This is a genomic window from Sulfurospirillum sp. UCH001, assembly GCF_001548035.1.
Lineage (GTDB): Bacteria > Campylobacterota > Campylobacteria > Campylobacterales > Sulfurospirillaceae > Sulfurospirillum.
Window position 1 is genome coordinate 1,187,920 of sequence record NZ_AP014723.1, and the last position, 23,392, is coordinate 1,211,311.

A 23,392-nucleotide genomic window follows, 5' to 3' on the forward strand; every position below is an offset into this window, starting at 1 on the left:
ATAGGATAATTAGCAAAAAAATAGTTTTATGTGGGGTGTTGATGCGGAAATGGCTTTTTGTCTCTTTGTCTTTACTTGGGTGTAGCATCAATGCCTTTGGTGATAGCTCTATTGAAGGGTTATTAAATACCATTGAGAAAAAAAGTGATCTTTCTGAAAAAACAAAGCTAGAAAACAGCGGTTTTTCAACAATCTATACGCGTAATGACCTCGATATGATGCAGGTCAAATACCTCAGTGATATCTATAAATACACTATGGATGGCTATCGCACAAGCCGATATGGCTTGCCTGACCCCCTTACATACGGACCCGTTCCTTTTTCTTCCAGCATGATACGTGTTTTTATTGATGATCAAGAGATTACCACTGCAATGTACGGTAGCGGTATGGTTATTCTGGGTGACTTGGACTTAGGATTTGCAGATCATATTGAAGTGTATAATCTTTCTACTTCGTTTGTTTATTCGAGTGAACCGACATCAACACTGATTCGTATTTTTTCTAAAAAAGCTGACAGAGATGCTGGCGGAAGTGTGAAGGGCATTGTAACAAGTCGTGGAGGATCTACCCAAAATGTTCAGTATATTGGGAAAGAGAATGAAACAGATTATTTAGCGCGTATCTCTTCTTCATACGATAAACGTAAAGAGTATGAAACAAGTAAAGAGGATCTTGATCGAGATGTTAAACGGTACAACCTCTTTACGAGTATCAAAGACGACACACAAAGCGTTCTTATCAATGCCTCAAAAACCAATAAAGGTGGATGGGTCGGTCCTAGCGCAGATGCGAGTTTAGATACTTCCAAAATTGAATCAGAAGATTCCCATATAGGGTACTCTAAAACATTTGATGATCTTAAATTTTCACTTGCCTACGATGGACTTAAAGATCATGCACGCTATAAAGACTCGCTGTTGTTCTATCAAAAAGGTGTTCCTATCAATAGCATTGAGAGTAAAGCCACAAGTTCAGCACTCTCTGCAGAATTAAAATACAACACAACATTGGGAGATCATCATATTATCACGGGAGCAAAATACCGTTATAAAATGATCAAATTTGATTTTTTACAGATGAATGGAGTTGATGTACCACAAGATGGGCATACTAGACAATCCATTGGTTCCCTTTTTGTTGAAGACAGCTACGCATTTGCCGATAACATTGTCGGTACTTTGGGTGCGCAAAGCAGTAATGTTGATAATAATGGTGGTTACGAGAATGAAGATGTCCAGATGTTGCGAGCTGGCATCACCTATACGAACGATCAGTGGACATCAAAGAGTTTTGTATTTCATACAGAGAGTTATATAGAGCCCTATCTGATTGGTTCATTTTACATGAAATCAGTCTATCCAGAAAAGATGACACTTGATTCAATAGCGCAAGAATTCAAATACGAAGACGGTCCGTCGCTTTATGAATTTTTTATAAGTTATGCTTGGATTCAAGATGCACCTTATGTCAATGCTAATATGCGAGTAGATACAGCAGATGCGACAACAACCCATTTAAGTTCATACCTTCAGTACACATACCAGTATGATGCCATCAATAAAATCACCTTGGCATATCGTTATAAAGAGATTGATCATGCTGGTTATCATCAAGAATTTAGAAATCATCAAGTCATACTTCGTAACCAAAATCGCTACCATAAATTCGACTTTTTTGAAGAGATGTTTGTAACACGAAGCGAATACTATGACAACGCGGGGTTTGATCTAACGCTTGGTGTACGCTATAACATTAGTGACAATCTTATCGTTTCACTTAAAGGACAAAACCTACTTAATAAAGCAGAAAAACAGACTCTATCACGTTTTGATTTTACAACATTTACGCCGATGGAGCCTTTAAAAATACCTATTCAAGAGCGAATCGTGATGTTAGGGGTTGAATGGCTTTTTTAAAACCGCTTATCTTGCTGGTATTTTCATTCACGATTAGTTTTGCAGAAACGCCTGAACAAGAGCTTATTGTAAAAGTATTTAAACTCTTGTCTATTAACAATACACCTGTATCTGTTTATGAACACAACCCTTCTATATCGTTACGAGGAAGTACGTTTACATATGTCATTGAACAGTGTAGTCATGCTGATATGATTTATGGCTCACGTTTTGAGACATTACCACAAGCGTGTAAGACGTTACCACGTTTTACAACCGAATATGAACTTTTTCAAAATGATGAACATGTCATTGGTGCCTTTTATTGGCGGAAAGGTCGTCCTCAGTTACGCTTTAGCAAAGAGCGATGTGAGAAATTTAACATTTTTCTTCCACCAGAGTTGGTACGCTATGTTCAATAAGATGACATTCTCACGTTTCCTTACTTTTGTTACGGTACTCCTTTTAGCAGCAACATTACTTTTTTATCTTTTCTTCTCACATACAAAAAATGAGATTGCGACAAGTTTTGAGAGAACAGGTGTTGAAGAAGTTGAGGAGATATCCCAAAATATATCACGTTATATTTTAAGTTCTAATGACTCGATAAATCTCTATACAGCATTAAGAGAAAACCCCAAGTTAAGAGAAGGATTAGAGCGCTTTCTTACTACGTTTAAAACACAAAAAATTCAAAATATTTTTATCATAGATAAGCCAGATACAGACTCTATTTTGTTTCGAGTTCTTCTTGATGGTGGACAGGAAAAAAGTGACAAATTTCAGTTTGAAGAGCTTTTTGAGCCAGAAGATACTTCATGGGAAGATGTGATTCGTTTTCGAGAAGCAAAAGTGATTTATCAAAAAGATAGAGTCGATGCTCTTTGGGCAACGCTGTTATATCCTATCGTTCAAAAAGATGGTCGTGTCGCTATTTTAGCACTGGATTTTTCTAAAAAACATTATCAAAAAGTTATTTCATTTCTTGTGGGTTTAGAGAGGTTTCTCAAAGCCATGGTTCCTTTCTTACTTTTTATTTTCTTGGTGATGCTCATTGTAATCCGCATTGACAAAGAGAGGGAAAAGGAGAAAATTAAGGCTCAAAAAGCTCTTGAAGAACTCAACCTTACATTAGAAGAGCGTGTTGTTCAAGAAGTAGAAAAAAATAGGCAAAAAGATCAACAACTCATTCAGCAATCCCGTCTTGCTTCAATGGGTGAGATGATCAGTATGATTGCGCATCAATGGAGACAGCCTCTAAGTGCTATTAGCTCAACTGTGCAAGGATTGCATTTAAAACTTACTTTGAAAAAATTTGATGAGACACTCTTTATTGAAAAACTGAACGATGTTAATCGTTACGCACAATACCTTAGCCAAACAATCGATGATTTTAGACAATTTTTTAAACCAAGTAAGGCAAAAGATAAAGTAAGTTTAGAAGAGGTTATTGAGAAGGTTTTAGGAATTATTGGTGTCTCTTTAGAAAACAAAAAGATTAAGTTAATCATGGAGTATAACTCTAATGAATACATAATGACATATGCCAATGAACTGATGCAGGTTTTGCTGAATCTCATTAAAAATGCAGAAGATGTTCTTCTTGAGAATAAGATAGAAAATCCTTGGATTAAAATAGCAACGTATAAAAATGATGGTAGTGTGATTGTGTCAATCAGTGATAATGGCGGAGGAATTTCAAGTGCTGTTATCGAGCGTATTTTTGAGCCCTATTTTAGTACAAAAAACAAAAAAGACGGTACAGGATTGGGGCTTTATATGAGCCATAAAATTATTGAAGAGCATTGTGGTGGAAATTTATGTGCATCAAATGGTTTAGATGGTGCTATTTTCACAGTTACTTTACCCCGCTCATCGCTTGTAAGTTAAAGGACAATAAATGGAATCAGTTTTCAAAAAATGTATTGTAGATGCCAGAAATTTAACACTTTTATACGTTGAAGATAACGTTGGGGCACGCGCAGGTTCCATGTTGATTTTTGAAGAGTTTTTTGGACGTGTTATCGAAGCAGTTGATGGTGAAGATGGTTTGGAAAAATTTAAAAATTATCATATTGATTTAGTTATCACCGATATTACAATGCCTCAAATGAATGGTTTAGAGATGGCAGCAGCGATTCGGAAGCTAAGTCCTCAAACGCCTGTTTTGATACTCTCAGCGTACAACGAAGCTGAGTATTTTATAGAGAGTATTCGTCTAGGGGTTGAAGGGTATCTTCTGAAACCTATTGAAATAGGGCAATTTATGGATGTTTTAAGTCAAGTCATTGAAAAAATTCGCCTTAAAGCAGAACACGATAAACTCCAAACACTTTTAACCCAATACCTAGAAGTTACCGATAAAAGTGCCATCGTTTCTAAGACTGACAAACATGGAGTCATTACCTACGTGAATGATGCTTTTTGTACTATTTCTGGTTTTAGCCGTGATGAAATCATTGGTCAAAAACACAGTATTGTACGGCATAAAGATACACCACAAGAGCTTTTTCAAGATTTATGGAAAACAATAAGCAGTGGAAACTTGTGGCAGGGTATTATCAAAAATCGATGTAAAAATGGTAGCAGTTATTACATCAAAACAGCTATTAAACCTATTCTCAATAAAAAAGGCGAAGTGGTTGAGTATATCGCGCTTTACAATGATATCACGGAAGTAATGAACCCTAAAAAGCAACTTTTTGACTATATCCATAGTACCGAAGAAGCCGTAGTGGTACTTCTAAAGATAGAAGATTTTGCGACTGTTGAAGATTTTTATAGTAATGAATTAATTGAGCTTTTAGAGCGTAGATTAGGGGATAAACTTTTAGAAAATATCGCCAAAGCCTGTCCTTTTGAAAAAATTTATACGTTGGGATTTGGTGAGTATGCGTTAGCTATTGATAAAAATAAATGTCCTTTAATCGCTCTTAGCTTGGGTCAAAAGATTAAAGAGCTTCTCAAAGAGATTGAAGAAGAGATCATTCATCTCAATCAAATCGAATACAGTGCTTCGTTAATAGCTAGTTTAGCATTTGGTGGGAAAGAACCGTATCAAAGTGCACATTTTGGTATTAAAAAAGCAGAGCGCAAAAAGATTAATTTTATTCTTGCCACAGATTTGATTTTAGAGATGCAAGCCCAAGCACAGGTCAATATGGGAATCATTGTTGCGGTTAAAAAAGCGTTAAATACGTCAGGCATTATCTCTTATTTTCAACCTATCATTGATAACAAAACGAAAAAAATAGCAAAATTTGAGTCTTTAGTCAGACTTGTTGATGAAAATCACAACCTCTGGTTTCCCGCAGATTTTCTAGATATTTCTAAAAAAGGGCGTTATTACACTCAAATTACGCAAAAAGTATTGGATAACTCATTTCAGGCGTTGTATCAAACATCAGCCGACATTACGATCAATATTTCCGCTATTGATATTGAAGAGCAGGTCACACGTAACAAACTGATTAATCTTTTAGATACCCATAAAGAACATGCCCATCGCATCACGTTTGAACTACTCGAAGATGCAAGCATTAAAGAGTTTGATGTGATTAAAACGTTTATTCAAGAAGTGAAATCGCGTGGTGTTTCTATTGCTATTGATGATTTTGGAAGCGGCTACTCTAATTTTGAGCGACTCCTTGATTATGATCCAGATATTATCAAAATTGATGGCAGTTTGATTAAAAATATTGCTACGGATGATTATTCTATCTCTATTGTTAAAACGATAGTGAGTTTTGCCAATGAACATAATATCAAAACTATTGCTGAATTTGTTGAAAATGAGACAATTTTTAATATTCTTTATGCACTTGGTGTGCATTATTCGCAAGGGTATTACTTTGGTAAGCCACAGTTATTAGAAGAATACAAGGGAATTTCGGGCTTTTAAACCTGCATTTTTTTGTGCTTGAAAAAACCTATAAATCAGAGTACAATTGTCTTTAATAGTTAGTGCTAGGAGGGCTGGTAAACCAGCTGAGATAAAGAATGGTGATTCTTTGATCCTTGTGACCTGATCTGGGTAATGCCAGCGTAGGAAAGCTCAATCAAAATAACACACATCTTCTCTAAATCCCTCTGCTAACTTTTTATCTCAACAGATTTGAGGAATGATTTATGAAACATTGTTTAACGATTGCAGGCTCTGACAGCTGCGGAGGTGCAGGTATTCAAGCCGATCTAAAAGCTTTTAGTGCCAATAGCACCTATGGCATGAGTGTTATTACTGCCATTACCGCGCAAAATACTCAAGGTGTCTTTGATGTCCAAGACATTACCCCATCCGTTATAGAACATCAAATTGAAGCGATTTTTGATGACATTCGTGTAGATGCCGTAAAAATTGGTATGGTTTCTCGTCCTGAAACCATCGAAATTATCGCACAGACACTTAAAAAATACTCCTTGCCGCCTTTAGTGATTGATCCTGTGATGATCTCGAAAAGCGGATATGACCTTTTGCAACCCGAAGCCAAAAGAGCACTTATTGACATTCTTTTACCGATGGCGACACTTATTACCCCCAATCTTCCAGAAGCAGAAGTGATCGTGGGTTATAAAATCGATACGATTGAGCTTATGAAAAAAGCAGCGCTTGATTTGCATAAACTTGGTTGTAAATACGTTCTTGTTAAAGGAGGGCATTTGGAAAATGATGCCACCGATGTTCTTTATGATGGTGAGACGTTTCATCTGTTACATTCAGCTCGTCTAAAAACCATCAATACTCATGGAACAGGCTGTACCCTTTCTTCTGCCATCGCAGCAAACCTTGCAAAAGGACTACCAGTAAAAGAAGCCGTTGAAGCAGCAAAAGCGTACATTACAGAAGCGATTACGCATGGCTTTAAATTAGGACATGGCGTTGGTCCCGTGCACCATTTTTACGCACTTTATACAAAAGCAGGAATTGAGTCATGATGGAAGAAAAAACAACTTTAAGTGGTTTTGGGCTCTTTGCACTTTGGTTTGGTGCTGCTGTTTCAATGGCGGAGATTTTTACGGGTGGACTTTTAGCGCCATTAGGGTTTGAGCAAGGATTAAAAGCTATTCTGTTAGGGCATCTGATTGGTGGATTGATTTTAATCTTAGGTGGTTATATTGGAGCTCAAAGTAAACTTCCAGCCATTATGTCCACACGCATCTCTTTTGGTCATTATGGCTCCTACCTTTTCTCACTTCTCAATGTTTTTCAACTCATTGGTTGGACGGCTGTGATGATTATTTCTGGTGGACGTGCTGCTAATGAACTTGGAGTTGCACTTTTTGGATTTGACAGTATCAATACATGGGCAATTGCTATTGGGATTTTTATAGGTCTGTGGATTTGGCTTGGAAAAGTAGGGTTCCAAAAACTCAATGTTGTAGCTGTTGTTCTTCTTTTTGTTCTCACACTAATTTTATGTGGAGTTGTTTTTAAAGAAGGCAATATTTTACTAGCTGCACCCACAGATGAAATGAGTTTTGGAGCTGCATTAGAGCTTAGCATCATTATGCCTCTATCATGGCTTCCTCTGATTTCTGATTATACACGTTTTGCTAAGAGTAGAAAATCTGGCCTTGTTGGTAGTTTTATGGGGTATTTTATCGGTAGTTCATTGATGTATGCGATTGGCTTAGCGATTGCATTGTATGCAAAAGACGCAAGTGTAGGCTCTATGATGATGACGCTCAATTTAGGATTTGCTGCGCTTGGAATTGTACTTCTTTCTACCATTACAACAACATTTCTTGATGCGTATTCAGCAGGGGTGACATTTACCAATATTTTCCCGCAAATGAGCGAGCGAAAAATTGCTTTTGCAATGGCTATTATTGGGCTTTTGATTGCTATTTTTACTCCTATTGAGCAGTATGAAACCTTTTTATATGCTATAGGTTCAGTTTTTGGACCGTTATTTGCCATTTTGCTAAGTGATTATTTTATCTTTAAAAAAGAGCAAATTGAGCCTTCTTTGTCGTTGCACATAGGAGCACTCATCGTTTGGGCGATTGGAGTAGGGCTCTATTATTGGTTTATGACGTTTGATTTACCACTCGGTTCAACGCTTCCTACGATGCTTGCAACAAGCATGATATTTATTATTACGAAAAAGGTTATGGCAACATGGACATTCAAGATCAATTGAACGAAGTTTTTGTAGCACTCCAAACAAAGCGAGCTTTGGTACATCATATCACCAACTATGTGACGGTCAATGACTGTGCTAACGTCGTTTTAGCCATTGGTGCTTCTCCTATTATGGCAGATGAAATAGACGAAGTAGCAGAGATGGTTGGCATTTGTGATGCACTTGTTTTAAATATTGGAACGGCAAATGAACGAACCCTTGCCTCTATGGTAGAAGCAGGTAAAGCGGCAAATGCTAAAGGGATTCCTGTAGTTCTTGATCCTGTAGGAGTAGGGGCAACATCTTTTCGAAAAAAGAGTGTTGCAGAACTCATGAATACAATCTCGTTTAGCATTATTCGTGGCAATATGGCTGAGATTAAAACCATTGCGGGGCTTGAATCTAAAAGCGCTGGAGTTGATTCGTTAGAAGAAGAGAGTGATGGTGCTATTATTGCTTCCCATTTAGCTAAAAAATTAGGATGCGTGATTGCAATAACCGGTAAAACTGATATTGTAGCTGATGCAAAAGAGTGTTATATTCTAGAAAATGGTGATGTTGCTTTAACAAATGTCACCGGTACTGGATGTATGACAACATCTTTGATCGGTAGTTTTTTAGGTGCTTCAAAAAAAGCACTTCCAAGCGCAATTGCAGGGATTTTGACGATGTCTATCTCTGGTGAAATAGCAGATAAAAGTAAAGGTATGGGAACATTTCACACAGCTTTGATTGATAGAATTAGTGAAATGAATTACATGACATTAATCGAGAAAGCTAAAATAAGTTTATATAAATAGGAATAATTATTATTTAATATATATTTTAGTTTGATAGCTGTATGATTTCTTCATAAACAATGATAAAGGAGTCAATGATGGCAAGAGTTGGAAATTCTATTATCAAAGGTATTGAGGTTCAAGAGATCATCACAACACTCAATCGTGCTTATGCTGACGAGTGGTTAGCGTATTATCAGTATTTTATTGAAGCTAAAGTGGTTAAAGGGTTGATGAAAGATGCAGCGATTGCAGAACTTGTTCAGCACGCAGCAGATGAACTCAGACACGCAACTATGGTTGCAGATCGTATCATTCAATTAGGTGGAGCTCCACTTTTACATCCAGCGGATTGGCTCAAACAGACCAATTGTGGTTATGATGCACCTAATGATTTTGATGTGGTAGCTGTTTTAAAAGATGCCATTAAAGGTGAGCAGTGTGCCATTGCAACGTATTCTAGTATCGTAGATCTTACACGTAACAAAGACATTGTCACATATGACTTAGTTTCTCAAATTTTAGCTGATGAAGTTATGCATGAAGAAGATCTTCAAAACTTGCATGACGATATTACCGAATTTATTGGCGATTTAAAGAAATCAATGCAATAACACTAAGGAGGCAGGTATGGTCGATGTTAGCTTAGAGCAGTTCATACCTGCTTTTCTTCTCACACTCTTTGCAGGGTTAAGCACAGGATTTGGAGCTCTTTTAGCCTTTTTTTCAAAGAGTAAAAGTCATACTTTCTTATCCATAGGATTGGGATTTTCAGCAGGTGTGATGGTCTATGTCTCATTTGTTGAGATTCTTTTTAAGTCAAAAACAGCCTTTAGTGCAATTTATGCAAGCCCTATAATAGGGGAGTCTTTAGCTTTACTTTGCTTTTTTGGAGGCATTGGTATCAGTGCGCTCATTGATCGGTTTATCCCTGAAGATGTCAATCCTCACGAACCAAAATCCAACAAAGAACTAAGTGTCCTCAAAGAAGGGCATGAGCACTCTCTTCTAAAAGATTCCGCACTCAAACGCACAGGTATATTTACAGCCCTTGCTATTGGTATTCACAATTTTCCCGAAGGCTTTGCTACATTTATCGCTGCACTTGATAATGTTCACATTGGTCTTACGATTGCCTTAGCGATTGCTATCCATAATATCCCAGAAGGTATGGCAGTTTCTTTACCCATTTATCATGCAACAGGAGAACGAAAAAGCGCTTTTTGGTACGCTTTTATATCAGGACTTGCTGAGCCCATTGGCGCATTGGTCGGTTTTTTCCTTCTTTTACCTATTATGGGTGAGCTTACACTGGGTATTACTTTTGGTATTGTTGCAGGTATTATGGTGTATATCTCTTTTGATGAACTTTTACCTTCAGCAAGAGTCTATGGAAATGCCCATACAACGATCTTAGGTATCGTCCTTGGAATGATGGTGATGGCTGTTAGTTTAGTTGCATTTAAACTCATTTAAGAGACATTATAAGTATTTACTGACGAAATATAAGGACTTTTAGGGGATGTTTAGGTAAACTTTTCATTAAACTATTATGAAAAGGGCACAGGAATGTTTGGAAAGAGTAAGGCGATTTTAGAAGAAAGTAATGAACAGTTCCGTTTAGAAAACGAACGTTTAAAAGCTGAAAATGAAAGCTTAAAGCAAAAGTTAGACATGCTACAACAATCTGAAGCTTCATCACAGATTACACTGAGTGAAAATCGTTTGAAAACAGCGCTAATTAACACAATGTTGGGCGGTTGTGGCAATAGCGTTAAAGAGATTCAACATGACATAGAACAGAACCTTGAGGCATCTAAAGAGATTGTCGAAATAAGTGGTTCTACTGTAGAAAGTATTTCAAATCTTAATGCTATTTCTAACAACCTATTAACCTCTCTGAGTCAAATTTCAAATTCTGCAGTTGAGTCACGTCACATGGCGGAAAATCTTCATCATAGTGTCGATGAAATCGCAAGCGTCATCAATCTTATTAAAGATATTTCAGATCAAACAAATCTTTTAGCACTCAATGCTGCGATTGAAGCGGCACGTGCTGGCGAACACGGTCGTGGGTTTGCGGTTGTTGCTGATGAAGTTAGAAAATTGGCTGAGAGAACACAAAAAGCAACAGCTGAAGTCGAGATGAACATCAATGTTCTTAAGCAAAATGCTAATTTGATGTTTAAACAAAATGAAGAAGTTGAAAACATTGCATTAGAATCAAATCAACATATTGAAAACTTCAAAGTTGAATTTGATGCATTGCAACACAGTGCGACAACGATTCAGTCTGACTCTCAAAACATCAGTTTTGAAGTCTTTACCGCTCTTGCAAAGCTTGACCATGTTCTGTTCAAAGTTTCAGGTTATGGTTCGGTGTTTGATAAAGAGCATAAAGAGCTTACTGATCATACCAATTGTCGTTTGGGTAAATGGTATGCGGGGGTAGGGCGAGAAAACTTTAGTGCAACATCAGCGTTTAAAGCATTAGAAGAGCCACATAAAATTGTACATGGTGAGATCAATCAAGCAATTAAATGTGTTAAAGAAGGAACGTGTCTCAATGACATTAATGTTGTCATTAACCATTTTACGAAAGCGGAAGAAGCTTCTAAGCACCTTTTTGGTTTACTTAACCAAATGTTAGAAGAAAAACAACATCATCATTAGGAAACGTGTTTGAAATTTGAATTTTTAGGAACAGCCGATACTGGGGGCATTCCTCTTCATCAATGCCGTTGTATCATATGCGAAGAAGCCCGCCAAAAGAGCATTCATAATCGCTCAACAAGTGCGTATTTGGAGTTAGATGATGAGAGTGTGATTCTTTTTGATGCGGGTGATGATCTTTTAATGGAACGGTTTAACACAAAGCGTATTCGAGCGGTTTTTTTGACCCATTTTCATGCCGATCATTGCTTGGGGTTGATTCGTCTACGAAAGTCAGTCGATACGATTGTTTGCTATACGCCGAATGATACACAAGGCTTTGGTGATCTTTTTGTGCATAAAGATTCGATTGACTATAAAGTGCTTGAACCGTTTGAATCAATCGAAATTGAAGGTGTTCGTATTGTTGCAGTGCCACTGCTTCATTCTAAACTCACACATGGGTATGTCGTGTTTACTCCAAAGAGTGTTGTAGCGTATTTAACCGATTGTGCAAGTATTCCTGAATCATCACTCGATTATTTAAAATCTCAAACGATAGATCATCTCTTTCTTGACGCAGCATATTCACCATGTTTTGAGTCAAAAAAGCATTTAAATTGGCAAAGTGCAGAGGAATATATCGATAGTATTAGCCCTAAAAAAGGCTATTTGATTCACGCGAGTTGTAAAACGATCTTGCCACTTCATACAAGTGGCATCGTTTTAAAATACCCTTATATTGATAAGGGGTTTTGTATAGAGGGGTGAAGAATTACTCTTCATCCTCATCGTCTTCAAAGGCTTCTTCGCCGTCTTCATCTTCAAAGTAAATATTGTCTTCATTACCATCGTAGTTATAGTCACTTTGATAAATCGGATCATCCTCGTCTTCATCAAAATCTTCTTCGTCTTCTAAATCTTCTTCATAGTCATCTTCGTTCATTAAAATTTCTTCAACTTTATCGAGGAACGCATCGACATCACCTGTAAAAAGGTGTTCATAACGCATTGCATCAACGATAAATTCACTCGAACAACCATTTTCAAGAAGGAGTTCTTTCAAGTCACGCATACTTTACCTTTGCTTTTTTCGCAATTCTACACTAATTTTAGATGTTTTTCAATTGCTCTTCATAGGACTCAAAAAGTTCATCGTGACTATGATGTAAGCTCTCAAACTGTTCATAAAGTGTTTCAAGTGCTTCTTCATCGCTTTTCAATTCTTTAGAGAGTCGTCCTAGTTCACCTACATCATTACTCGATGAGTAGGCAATCAAAGCTTCATTTTTAGTTTTTATTGCATCTTCCAGTTTCATAATTTTTGCTTCACACTGTTCAATCTGTTTTTTAAGCGGAGAAAGCTTAGCACTTCGCTCTTGGATGAGTTTTGTGCGAAGTTTTTTACTCTCATTATAATCATTTGAATTTACTTTTTTAGGTGCGGTTTCGATTTCTTCTTCCCAGCCCATTTTTTCTAAAAATTCATCATACGTGCCTTCAAAAAACTCAGCTTTATCATGATGAAAAACAATCAGTGCATCGGCAAGTTCACGAAGTATCATCTCAGAGTGGGTAACCAAAATGGTTGAGCCTTCAAACTCTTTTATCGCTTCACAGAGCGAGTCGATAGAGTACATATCAAGATGGTTGGTTGGCTCATCTAAAAAGAGAAGGTTAGCAGGTGTAGCGATGATTTTACCGAGCATAACACGGCTTCGCTCTCCACCTGAAAGTATGTTGATCTCTTTCTCTGCCATCTTACCACTAAACATCATACCACCACAGATACCTCTCACACGTGTAATACCAAGCAATGGATCAACCTCATAAATTTCATCGATGATGGTGTTTTTAAGGTTTAGGCGTTGGATATTGGTTTGTCCAAAGTGTGCAAATGCTGTCTCAGGATGAAACGAGAGTATGCCTTGTTGTAGGGGTAATTCGCCTGCTAAAACATTGAGGAGGGTGGACTTTCCTTTACCATTTTTTCCAATGATAGCTAAACATTTCCCTTTTTCAAGTTTGAAGGAGAGATTTTGGAATAAAGGACGTGCGGGGTCATACCCAAAGCCAATATTTTGCGCATCAAGAACGATTTTCGCAGGTGTTTTTTTGTAATTAAATGAAAAATGAAGATTGGCTTCTTCTTCGAGATCATCCATTTCACCCATCTTTTCAAGCTGTTTAGCTTTACTTTGCGCCATAACAGCTTTGGAAGCTCTTGCTTTTTGGCGTGTCACAAAATCTTCAAGTTCTGCGCGTTTTTTATCGAGATTGGCTTTTGTTTTGAGATAACGTTCATCATCTTCTTCGAGCTTTGCATAGTATTTTTCACTATTGCCCTCAATTATCATTAAACTTTTACGTCTAAGTCCCATGGTGTGCGTTGTGACTGCATCCATAAAATCACGATCATGCGTGATGAGAATAATCTCACCTTTGAATTCCTTCAAAAATGTTTTAAGCCAACGCATGGAGACGATGTCAAGGTAGTTTGTTGGCTCGTCTAAAAGGAGTAGGGAAGGGTTTGTCGCCAAAAGCTTTACAAGGTTGAGCCTGATTTGATACCCGCCAGAAAAACTCATAGGATCTTTGTCTAAATCTTCTTGCGAAAAGCCAAGCCCAAAGAGCATTTTTTCAATTTTATAGACATTAAACGCTTCATCGCCTTGTAAGGCGGATGCACACTCTTCACGAACCGTTTTATGCGTGAAAGCAATATGTTGGCGTAATGCTCCAATAGTATAGTTCTTAGGAATGAGAATATCGCCAGAATCAGCTTCTTCTTCACCGAGAAGAATTTTAAAAAGCGTAGATTTACCTGAGCCGTTTCTTCCAACAAAGCCTATTTTATTACCACGAGAAAGTGTAAAGCTAATGTTTTCAAAAAGGGTTTGTGCCCCAAAATGTTTTGAGAGATTTGTAACTTGAATCATAAAAAGAACTCATTATAAATAAAGATGTATGCCTTTAAAAAGGCGAGTTGTATTATAAAAAAAGTTTTGCAAGAACTTGATTAAACGGAGTGAATAGTTTTACCTCAAAAGAGGAAAACTATTCTGCTTTTTTATTGATGGTATTAAGCGTATCTAAAATGGACTCTTTTTTAGCAGAGCTATCAGGACCTGAAATGCGCATTGTAAATTCAACACGACCATTCTTTTCGCGGCCCTCTGCTGTATCGTTACTTGCAAGAGGTTTTGTGTCACCATAACCTGCAGAGCTTAAACGATCTCTTGCAATGCCATTGCGGATAAGAACACGAATGACAGCATTGGCTCGTGCGCTTGAGAGCTCAAGGTTATCTTGAAATTTAGAACCACTTGGTACAGGCGTTGTATCTGTGTAACCTTTGACAATGACTTCTACATTTTTAGGAAGCATCGCGATGATGTCAGAAACACGTTTTAAGAAAAGCATCGAATCACTGTTGATAATGTCAGCAGAACCAGGTGCAAAGAGCATTTTTGTTGGAAGTTTTAAAATAGCTCCATCGATTTTTTGCTCTAATGAGCCTTCACCGATATTCATTTTTTCAATCATTTGAGCCAAACGAGCGATCTCTTCAAGCTGTGCTGAAGATCCACCTGCATTACCTTTGTCTTTATCTTTGGCAGCTTCACCCGATTTCACTGCCATACTCATAACAGGCGTTGCTTCTTCGGGTTTTGCACTATAGTCATAAATTTTAACGAACTCTTCTTTGAGTGCTTTCATTTTTTCAGTATTGACAGAAGCAAGAGCGTAAAGAGCGATGAAAAGTGCTAGGAGAAGACTTAAAAAGTCGGCATAAGGTACAGCCCATTTCTCTCCAGCAGGACACTCGGTTGGTTTACACTTTTTCTTACCCACAAGGTTTCCTTATGCTTTATCGAATTGGCTTTTTTTCTCTTCAAGTGGAGAGAGGTAGTTAAGAAGTTTCATCTCAAGTGTACGAGGATTGTCACCGTGTGAAATTCCCAAAATACCCGCTAAGATAACATGTTTCTCTTTGATAAAATCATGTGATTTTGCTTTGAGTTTATTTCCCCAAGGTCCCATAAAGATATACGCACCTGCGATACCTGTAACGGTCGCTGTAAACGCACCCGCGATACCTGCTGCCATCTCTGCTGGGTTGTCCAATTTTTGAAGCGCAAGGATCAGACCCAAAACCGCACCGATAAGACCGATAACCGGACATGATTCACCCGCTAGTAGCCAGTAGTGTGCCGCTCCATGATAATACTCTGCTGTCTCTTCAATGAGAATTTCCAATGTCTCTTCAATCTCATGAGCCTCGACGCCATCAACCGCCATACTAAGACCTTTTTTGAAGAATTCATCATCCATCATGTTTGCATGAGATTCAAGGGCTAAGATACCATCACGTCTAGCGATAATCGCAAAATCAATTATTTGTTTGATACGTGCATGTAAATCAACAGGGGATTTTTTGAAGACAACTTTAAATTCTTTGAACGCAGCTCTTACGTATTCGGGTGCTGTTCCCGTCATTGCTGAAGCCATCGCTGTTGGTACAACGATAATAAACGAAGTGATGTGAAGTACGTGTAGAGGATTTCCGCCCTCCATAATATCTCCAACGGCAATCGAGGTAACGGAAATTACCATGCCCAAGATGACGGTTAAGTCCATACGGTCTGCTCCAAAAAATAATATTCAAAAACACTTTTCTGCATTATCGGTAAAAATGTAAAAAACTTTAATGCCAAAACAATAATATAACATTATTTCTTAGATGAAATAGTTATATTACACGCCATAAAGTGAAAAAATCAATTTGTAGTATAATGGCAAAAAAGTTCAAAGGAGGTCATGTGATGGATGAGCAGAAGTGTTGCGTGAGTAATTTTTTTAAACGATTAAGCGGAAAAGCAGAATCACGATGTACAAAAATTATTGATGTGGCACACCGACTTTTTTTAGATAGAGGCTATGAAAATGTGAGCATGAATGACATCGTAAAAGAGTCAGGCGGTTCTTTAGCAACTGTCTATAAGCATTTTGGAAATAAATCGCAACTTTTAATTAAAGTATTAGAACACAAATCAGAAGAACTCTTTGGGGACTGGGCACGTCAACGCTCAAACTATGAAGGGCGTTTAGAAGCGTTTTTAATGATGATTGGTGCATCTTACTTAGACTTAGTTGCTGATAACGATGCCATTTTATTTAATCGTTTAATTGCGACTTTAGGATACTTAGAAGAAACACGATCCGTTAATCAAACACTTTTAGATGTTATGATGCATCCAGTCAATGTGATAGCAGAGTATTTAGAAAATGAAAAACAAAATGGTCGTATTTGTGTTGAAGATACAACCTTATGTGCGCATCAGTTTTTAAATGCCCTTGAAGAGCCATTTATGTTTCCACGTATTTTAGGTGTTGAAACAGACATTTCAGAAGCAACTCGCCATAAAGCACTGACGCAATTGGTGCAAATTTTCTGCCGCGGATTGTGCGTTTCCCAATAATTACTTTTTTTACGGTAAGAGAGAAAGAGCTTGACTTATTCATTTTTTGCGACTATAATTCGCTCACAAAATGTAATGTAATGTACATTACACTAATCAATGGAGTTCAAAATGACTGAAAAAAGAGAGTATATGACGTATGCAAAATACGCCTTATTAGCAACATTAGGGGCTTTTCTTGTAGTTGGATGTTCAAGCCAAGATAAAAAAGCTGCTGGTGGTATGCATGCGATGCCACCATTGCCTGTATCCACCTATAAAGTGATTGCTTCAGATGTTCCTGTTTCACTTGAATACCCAGCCAAAGTTAAGAGTGTACAGCAAGTCAATGTTGTGGCACGTGTGAGCGGTATTTTGGAGAAAAAATACTTCACAGAAGGAAGTTTTGTCAAATCTGGCGAGACACTTTATCAAATTGATTCAGATCGTTATGAAGCTTTGATGCAAGAAGCACAGGCTGATGTGGGTGTCAAAGAAGCAACCCTAAAACAAGCAACACGTGACTGGGAGCGAACCAAAGTCTTGTTTGAACAAGATGCTGTATCTCAAAAAGAGAGAGACGCTGCCTTATCTGCCTATGAATCAGCAGTTGCTTCTTTGAAAGCATCCAATGCAGCGCTTAAAAAAGCAACCATTGACTTTAACTACACAAAAGTTAAAGCACCTATTTCAGGGCTTACGAGTCTTAATACACAAGATGTAGGCAGCTATGTAGGTTCTAGCAGTGATACGATGGCACTCACAACCATTACTCAAATGGATCCAATTTATGTTGAGTTCTCACTGCCTGATATCGAACTTTTGAAAAAACGTTATGTGATGGGCAATGGAAATTGGAACAGTATCGCGCAAGCCAAACTTCCTGTTGGGCTCTCCACCCCAGATGGTTCAAAGTATGCAAAAGCGGGAACACTGGACTTTTTAGACAGTTATGTTGATGCTGAAACGTCTACTATAAAAGCCAGAGCAACCTTTGCTAATCCTAACAATATCTTAATTCCAGGTCTGTTTGTACGTGTGAATGTTGAAGGCTTGGTCTATAAAGATGCGATTAGCATTCCTCAAGCAGCACTTCTTCAAGATGCAACAGGTTCTTATGTCTATGTTGCTAAAGAAGCGAAAGCGCATAAAGTACCTGTAAAAGCAGGAACCGCTCATAACAATACATATATCATTGAGAGTGGTTTAAATGCCGGTGATGTGGTCATTACCAACAATTTAACCAAGCTTCGTCCAGGTTCTGACGTCATTGTTGCAGAAGCGAAGGAATAACCTATGTTTTCAAAATTCTTTATCAACAGACCCATTTTTGCAACGGTTCTTTCGATTGTTGTGATTATTGCGGGTCTGATGAGTATCAAAGCTCTTCCTATTGAGGAGTATCCTGAGGTTACACCTCCGCAAGTAAGTGTTGAGGCTACGTATGCAGGTGCAAGTGCTGAGACGATTTCTAAAACGGTAGCAGCTCCACTTGAGCAGCAGATCAACGGTGTAGAAGATATGATTTATATGTCTTCAACGGCGTCATCAACAGGAACATTGACGATTAATGTCTATTTTAAAATCGGAACCGATCCTGATCAAGCGACGATTAACGTTAACAACCGTGTACAAGCCGCTTTAAATAAGTTGCCAAGCGAAGTACAAGCGCAAGGTGTAGGGGTTAATAAACAGTCGTCAACCATCTTAAAAGTTATTTCTATCATTTCTCCAAATAACAGTTATGATGAGATTTATATGGCAAACTATGCGCTGATTAACGTCATTGATGAACTCAAAAGGGTTGAAGGTGTTGGAAATGCCGCACTCTTTGGCAATCAAAACTACTCCATGCGTGTTTGGATGAAACCAGATCAGCTTGCAAAATACAATCTGACTCCAAATGATGTCATTAGTGCTATCTCTGAGCAAAATGCTCAGTTTGCAACAGGAAGGTTCAATCAAACGCCTTCAAAAACATCTCAAGCGTACACTTTTACGGTTACGACACAAGGACGTTTTGATAAAGTCGATGAGTTTGAAAACATTATTCTCAAATCAAATAAAGACGGCTCAACACTTCGTTTAAAAGATGTAGCGCGCTTAGAATTGGGTGCAGAATCATACGATGTTACAGCAACGCTCAATGGTCAAACGATGGTACCCATTGGTATCTATTTACAATCAGGCGCAAATGCCCTAGATACGGCTAAAAGAGTCGATACCGTGATGGCAAAGTTGGCTAAGTCATTTCCTGAAAATATGGAATACCGCATCCCTTACGATACAACGACGTTTATCCAAATTTCTGTCAATGAAGTTATCAAGACGTTTATCGAAGCACTATTATTAGTTATTGCGATTGTTTACTTGTTCTTGCAAAATATTAGAGCGACGATCATTCCTGTTCTTGCAATTCCCGTTTCTATCATCGGAACGTTTGCTGGGATGTATGCACTGGGTTATTCGATCAACCTTTTAACCTTGTTTGGTCTTGTCCTTGCTATTGGTATCGTTGTGGATGATGCTATTATCGTTATTGAAAACGTAGAGCGTATTCTTCACTCTAAAAAAGATATCTCCGTTAAAGATGCGACCATCCAAGCCATGAAAGAGGTTACCGGTCCTGTTGTAGCGATTGTCTTAGTCTTGTGTGCCGTGTTTATTCCTGTTTCATTTATGGGTGGATTTACAGGTGCGATGTACCAGCAATTTGCCATTACCATTGTTATCTCAGTGGTGATTTCAGGTATGGTGGCATTGACGCTAACACCAGCACTCTGTGCTATTTTCCTGAAAAAGAAAGAACCAAAACCGTTTTGGTTTGTCAAAAAGTTCAATGAGTTCTTTGATGCCTCAACCAATTGGTTCACAAATGGTGTAAGTTTGGTTGTTCGTCATGGAGTCATTAGCATCATTGTATTTGCAGCACTAATGGGTATGACCTATCAACTTTTCCAAAAGGTCCCAAATGCACTTGTCCCAATGGAAGATAAAGGCTTTTTGATTGCGGTCACTTCTTTACCTCCTGCATCATCACTGAATCGTACAGAAGCAGTGAGTGCACAAGTCAGTAACATTACCAATACCATGCCAGACATCGAATATAACATCGCTATTTCTGGTTTTGATCTTTTAAGCGGCGCAGCAAAGACCAATGCAGCAACCACATTTTTATCGCTTAAAGATTGGAGTGAGCGAAAAGGACCACAACAACATTCAGAAGCACTTAGCGGTGCGCTAAACGGTGCGTTGTTTGGTATCCCTGATGCTACGATTTTTGCACTCAACCCACCGCCTATTATGGGACTTAGTATCTCAGGTGGTTTTGAGATGTATTTACAAGATAGAACAGGTGGTAGTTTACAAGAGTTAGGCAATATCGCCAATAAAATTGTCGAAAAAGCAAGTCAACGACCAGAACTGATGATGGTGCGAAACTCGCTCAATATGAACATCCCTCAATACAGGGTAACGCTAGATCGTGAAAAAGCAAAAGCTTTAGGCGTTTCTATTAAAGATGCATTCACAACCATGCAGTCAACATTTGGCGCATACTATGTCAATGACTTCAACCTTTTTGGAAGAACCTATCAGGTCAATGTTCAGTCTGAAACGGATTATAGAGAAAAACCTGAAGATCTAAAAAATGTTTTTGTGAAATCAAGTTCAGGAAAGTTGGTACCGCTGAGTTCTCTTATTAGCTATGAGCGCACAGTAGGTGCAGATGTTTTAGAGCGTTTTAACGTCTTTACAGCTGCTAAAATTGAGGGTGAACCTGCTCCTGGGTATACATCGGGTGATGCACTAAAAGCTATCGAAGAAGTTGTAAAAGAAGTTGCTCCAGAAGGGTATGCGACTGGTTGGGCAGGAACATCGTTTCAAGAAAAAGAGATGAGTGGAAGTGGCTCACAAGCTTTTATCTTTGGTATTGTCTTTATCTTCTTAATTCTTGCGGCTCAGTATGAAAGATGGCTTATGCCACTGGCTGTTGTAACAGCGGTTCCATTTGCAGTCTTTGGAGCGATTATGGCAGTCTATCTAAGAGGACTTAGCAATGATATCTACTTCCAAATTGGTCTGTTGGTACTCATTGGTCTTTCTGCAAAGAATGCTATCTTGATCGTTGAGTTTGCGATGCAAGCGCAAGAGAAGGGTAAGTCCATCTTTGATGCAACACTCGAAGCAGCACGTCTTCGTTTCCGTCCGATTGTGATGACATCTCTTGCCTTTACCATTGGCGTTTTACCACTAGCACTTAGTTCTGGTGCAGGTGCAGGAAGTCGTCATGCGATTGGTACAGGTGTAATTGGTGGAATGATTGCTGCAACAACGATTGCGATCTTCTTTATTCCACTCTTTTACAATTGGTTAGCACAACTTAATGCCAAATTTTCAAAAAAAGGAGAGCGTCATGATGCGTAATATCTATGCCCTCTCATTATCAGCATTTATTTTCGCTGGATGTTCACTCTCCCCAGAGCTGAACATCCCCACAACACAGTTTCCGCAGGCGTATCGCTCTGATGTTAAGAGTGAAACAAGCTATGTGGATGCGGCATGGTGGAATAATTACGGTGATGCAAAACTCTCTTCTTTGATTGAAGAAGCATTGGCCAATAACCATGATCTGCAATCAGCTATGGCAAACATCTCATTGGCACGTGCGACACTTTCAAGCAGCACGTCCAATCGTTACCCAAGTCTTGATGTGCAAGGCTCAGGTCAGAGAATCAGAAGCAGTGCCGATACGTTTAATTCACAAGCGCATAACACGTACAATGACTTTTCTTTAAGTGCCGTTCTTAGTTATGAGCTAGACCTATGGGGTAAATACAAAGAAGCAGAGGCCTCATCTAGGGCATCTTTGATCGTAACCTATGCAGCAAAAGATACTGTAAAAATTTCACTAGCTGCAAGTGTAGCTGAGAGTTACTTTACCCTCATTAGTTTGTATGAGCAGTTTGACATCACTAATGAAACGATAAAGGCTAGAGAAGAGGGGCTTAAACGCAATGAAGCTAAGTATACTCTTGGTGCTATCAGTAAAACAACGCTTTTATCAGAACGTGCGGAATTGAACAATGCTCAAATCACGAAAGACGCATTAGAGCAGTCTATTGCGTTACAACAAAGTGCGCTTGCTGTTTTAGTGGGTAAGTCACCTGAAGCGATTGCTGCTTTTAGTAAAGAGAGTTTACCACGTACCTTGCCAAACGATGTCACTGTACCTACAAATTTGCCATCAGAGCTTCTAGCTAAACGTCCCGACATTAAACAAGCAGAAGAGAGTCTCAAAGCTGCCAATGCGAACATCGGTGTAGCACGCGCGGCATACTTTCCAAGCATTAGTCTCTCTGGTGCGCTTGGATTTGAAAGCACACAACTCTCCAATCTGATGAAATCGCAATCAGGCATGAACAGCTTTGGTGGAAGCCTTGTCTCACCACTGTTTAATATGGGTAAAACGAGTGCAAATGTGGAGAGTGCAAAAGCCAATAAAGAGTTAGCTGAAATCAGTTATGCAAAGAGTGTTCAACAAGCATTTCAAGAGACCTATGATGCTTTAAACAAACGTCATACATTGACTCAAAAGCTTGAACATCAACTTGCTTATGAGAAGAACATAGAGCAAGTTTATACATTGGCTAAAAAACAGTATGAGAGTGGTTATGGTGATTACCTAAGCCTTTTAGATGCAAAACGAAATCTTCTTTCTGCAAAGCTAGCAACCTCTCAAACCAAACAAGCATTGCTTAGTTCTGGAGTTTCCCTCTACAAAGCACTTGGTGGTGGTTGGGATAAAGAGGTGTTTGAGCGACACGCTAAAGAACTATAAATTGATATATTAAATGCGATTGCAATAGGGCATTTGATTATTATAGATGTGGATGATCCGTATTGTTCTAAAACTAATTGATGAGGCTAGGAGGAGTTTGTACTCCTAGCCTCATTGTTGTATTTCTTCAGTTCTACACAAAGGTAATGTATATTTTATATACAACTTTTGCCTATTACTACAAAATTATTTGAAAAAAATACAAAAAAGTCTCTTTGTATGCAAAAAAGACTCTTTCAAGAACCTTTGATTTATTATAATTTTTGTGATAATTCAAATAAGGATAAGAAATGAAATTTAAACTTTTTGCTTTTTGTCTTCTTTCTGTTTGGTGTTTTGGTGTCAATTTTATTTTTAATGGACAAACACCTAGATATGTTAATATCGTTGAGTTTCATGCTCAAGAGATATTGAATGCACACGCACAAGGTAAGCTTGTTTTGAACGCCTAAGTTTCATACACACACTGTAACGGTGGTGTCTATAGATGTCGCCGTTATGCTGTGTTAAAAAGCTCTTAAAATATCGGTAATAATGTTTTAGCGTATATATCGCATTGTTTCAGAAATGACATCTCTTTAAAATAAATGATGTCATGAAATGAATCACAGCAATGAAGTTCCTAATTCATAAAATTGCC

The 23,392-nt window shown here is 38.2% G+C and carries 20 protein-coding genes and 1 riboswitch; of the genes, 16 read left to right on the top strand and 4 right to left on the bottom strand.

Annotated features, from left to right (window positions below; translation table 11 throughout):
* Positions 1–41: 41 nt before the first annotated feature.
* From UCH001_RS05965 to UCH001_RS06015, 11 genes are all read left to right on the top strand, one after another.
* Positions 42–1,919: a TonB-dependent receptor gene (locus UCH001_RS05965; protein WP_067175611.1), complete on the top strand. Its 1,878-nt coding sequence runs from the start codon at positions 42–44 to the stop codon at positions 1,917–1,919.
* Positions 1,907–2,320: a hypothetical protein gene (locus UCH001_RS13215; protein WP_067175614.1), complete on the top strand. Its 414-nt coding sequence runs from the start codon at positions 1,907–1,909 to the stop codon at positions 2,318–2,320. The genes UCH001_RS05965 and UCH001_RS13215 overlap by 13 nt, the downstream gene beginning before the upstream one ends.
* Positions 2,268–3,788: a sensor histidine kinase gene (locus tag UCH001_RS05975; protein WP_158508945.1), complete on the top strand. Its 1,521-nt coding sequence runs from the start codon at positions 2,268–2,270 to the stop codon at positions 3,786–3,788. Before UCH001_RS13215 ends, UCH001_RS05975 begins: the two co-directional genes overlap by 53 nt.
* Positions 3,789–3,798: 10 nt before the next feature.
* Entirely contained in the window at positions 3,799–5,799 is a 2,001-nt protein-coding gene (locus UCH001_RS05980; protein WP_067175618.1) for an EAL domain-containing protein, read from the top strand.
* A gap of 57 nt (positions 5,800–5,856) precedes the next feature.
* A riboswitch (TPP riboswitch) is annotated at positions 5,857–5,966 on the top strand.
* 60 nt (positions 5,967–6,026) lie between these two features.
* Positions 6,027–6,830, top strand: coding sequence for a bifunctional hydroxymethylpyrimidine kinase/phosphomethylpyrimidine kinase (thiD, locus tag UCH001_RS05985; RefSeq protein WP_067175621.1), 804 nt, complete (start codon positions 6,027–6,029; stop codon positions 6,828–6,830).
* Positions 6,827–8,038: a putative hydroxymethylpyrimidine transporter CytX gene (gene cytX, locus UCH001_RS05990; protein WP_067175624.1), complete on the top strand. Its 1,212-nt coding sequence runs from the start codon at positions 6,827–6,829 to the stop codon at positions 8,036–8,038. The genes thiD and cytX overlap by 4 nt, the downstream gene beginning before the upstream one ends.
* Complete coding sequence (thiM, locus tag UCH001_RS05995) at positions 8,017–8,820, top strand: hydroxyethylthiazole kinase (protein ID WP_067175627.1); 804 nt, start codon at positions 8,017–8,019, stop codon at positions 8,818–8,820. Before cytX ends, thiM begins: the two co-directional genes overlap by 22 nt.
* Before the next feature lie 77 nt (positions 8,821–8,897).
* Positions 8,898–9,413, top strand: a complete 516-nt coding sequence (locus UCH001_RS06000; RefSeq protein WP_067175630.1) for a ferritin-like domain-containing protein — start codon at positions 8,898–8,900, stop codon at positions 9,411–9,413.
* A gap of 16 nt (positions 9,414–9,429) precedes the next feature.
* Positions 9,430–10,275 (top strand): zinc transporter ZupT, encoded by an 846-nt coding sequence (gene zupT, locus UCH001_RS06005; protein WP_067175633.1) that lies wholly within the window; start codon positions 9,430–9,432, stop codon positions 10,273–10,275.
* Positions 10,276–10,368: 93 nt separating this feature from the next.
* Positions 10,369–11,472 carry a methyl-accepting chemotaxis protein gene (locus UCH001_RS13490; protein WP_067175636.1) on the top strand — a complete coding sequence of 368 codons (1,104 nt, stop codon included), beginning with the start codon at positions 10,369–10,371 and terminating at the stop codon, positions 11,470–11,472.
* A gap of 9 nt (positions 11,473–11,481) precedes the next feature.
* The gene (locus UCH001_RS06015) at positions 11,482–12,222 is read left to right on the top strand and encodes an MBL fold metallo-hydrolase (RefSeq protein WP_067175639.1); all 741 of its coding nucleotides are present in this window, start codon (positions 11,482–11,484) and stop codon (positions 12,220–12,222) included.
* Between the two features lie 4 nt (positions 12,223–12,226).
* On the opposite strand, the gene UCH001_RS06020 is transcribed toward UCH001_RS06015, so the two are convergent.
* From UCH001_RS06020 to motA, 4 genes are all read right to left on the bottom strand, one after another.
* Positions 12,227–12,526 (bottom strand): hypothetical protein, encoded by a 300-nt coding sequence (locus UCH001_RS06020; protein ID WP_067175642.1) that lies wholly within the window; start codon positions 12,524–12,526, stop codon positions 12,227–12,229.
* Positions 12,527–12,563: 37 nt separating this feature from the next.
* Positions 12,564–14,390, bottom strand: a complete 1,827-nt coding sequence (locus tag UCH001_RS06025; protein WP_067175645.1) for an ABC-F family ATP-binding cassette domain-containing protein — start codon at positions 14,388–14,390, stop codon at positions 12,564–12,566.
* Positions 14,391–14,508: 118 nt separating this feature from the next.
* The gene (motB, locus tag UCH001_RS06030; protein WP_067175648.1) at positions 14,509–15,306 is read right to left on the bottom strand and encodes a flagellar motor protein MotB; all 798 of its coding nucleotides are present in this window, start codon (positions 15,304–15,306) and stop codon (positions 14,509–14,511) included.
* A 9-nt stretch (positions 15,307–15,315) separates the two neighbouring features.
* Positions 15,316–16,092 carry a flagellar motor stator protein MotA gene (gene motA, locus UCH001_RS06035; RefSeq protein ID WP_067175651.1) on the bottom strand — a complete coding sequence of 259 codons (777 nt, stop codon included), beginning with the start codon at positions 16,090–16,092 and terminating at the stop codon, positions 15,316–15,318.
* A gap of 185 nt (positions 16,093–16,277) precedes the next feature.
* Between motA and UCH001_RS06040 the strand changes: the two genes are divergently transcribed.
* The 5 genes from UCH001_RS06040 (at position 16,278) to UCH001_RS13220 (ending at position 23,204) form a co-directional block, all read left to right on the top strand.
* The gene (locus tag UCH001_RS06040) at positions 16,278–16,934 is read left to right on the top strand and encodes a TetR/AcrR family transcriptional regulator (protein ID WP_067175654.1); all 657 of its coding nucleotides are present in this window, start codon (positions 16,278–16,280) and stop codon (positions 16,932–16,934) included.
* 111 nt (positions 16,935–17,045) lie between these two features.
* The gene (locus UCH001_RS06045; RefSeq protein ID WP_067175657.1) at positions 17,046–18,206 is read left to right on the top strand and encodes an efflux RND transporter periplasmic adaptor subunit; all 1,161 of its coding nucleotides are present in this window, start codon (positions 17,046–17,048) and stop codon (positions 18,204–18,206) included.
* A gap of 3 nt (positions 18,207–18,209) precedes the next feature.
* Entirely contained in the window at positions 18,210–21,338 is a 3,129-nt protein-coding gene (locus UCH001_RS06050) for an efflux RND transporter permease subunit (protein ID WP_067175660.1), read from the top strand.
* The gene (locus tag UCH001_RS06055; RefSeq protein ID WP_067175663.1) at positions 21,328–22,752 is read left to right on the top strand and encodes an efflux transporter outer membrane subunit; all 1,425 of its coding nucleotides are present in this window, start codon (positions 21,328–21,330) and stop codon (positions 22,750–22,752) included. The genes UCH001_RS06050 and UCH001_RS06055 overlap by 11 nt, the downstream gene beginning before the upstream one ends.
* A gap of 290 nt (positions 22,753–23,042) precedes the next feature.
* Positions 23,043–23,204, top strand: coding sequence for a hypothetical protein (locus UCH001_RS13220; protein ID WP_158508947.1), 162 nt, complete (start codon positions 23,043–23,045; stop codon positions 23,202–23,204).
* Positions 23,205–23,392 lie beyond the last annotated feature (188 nt).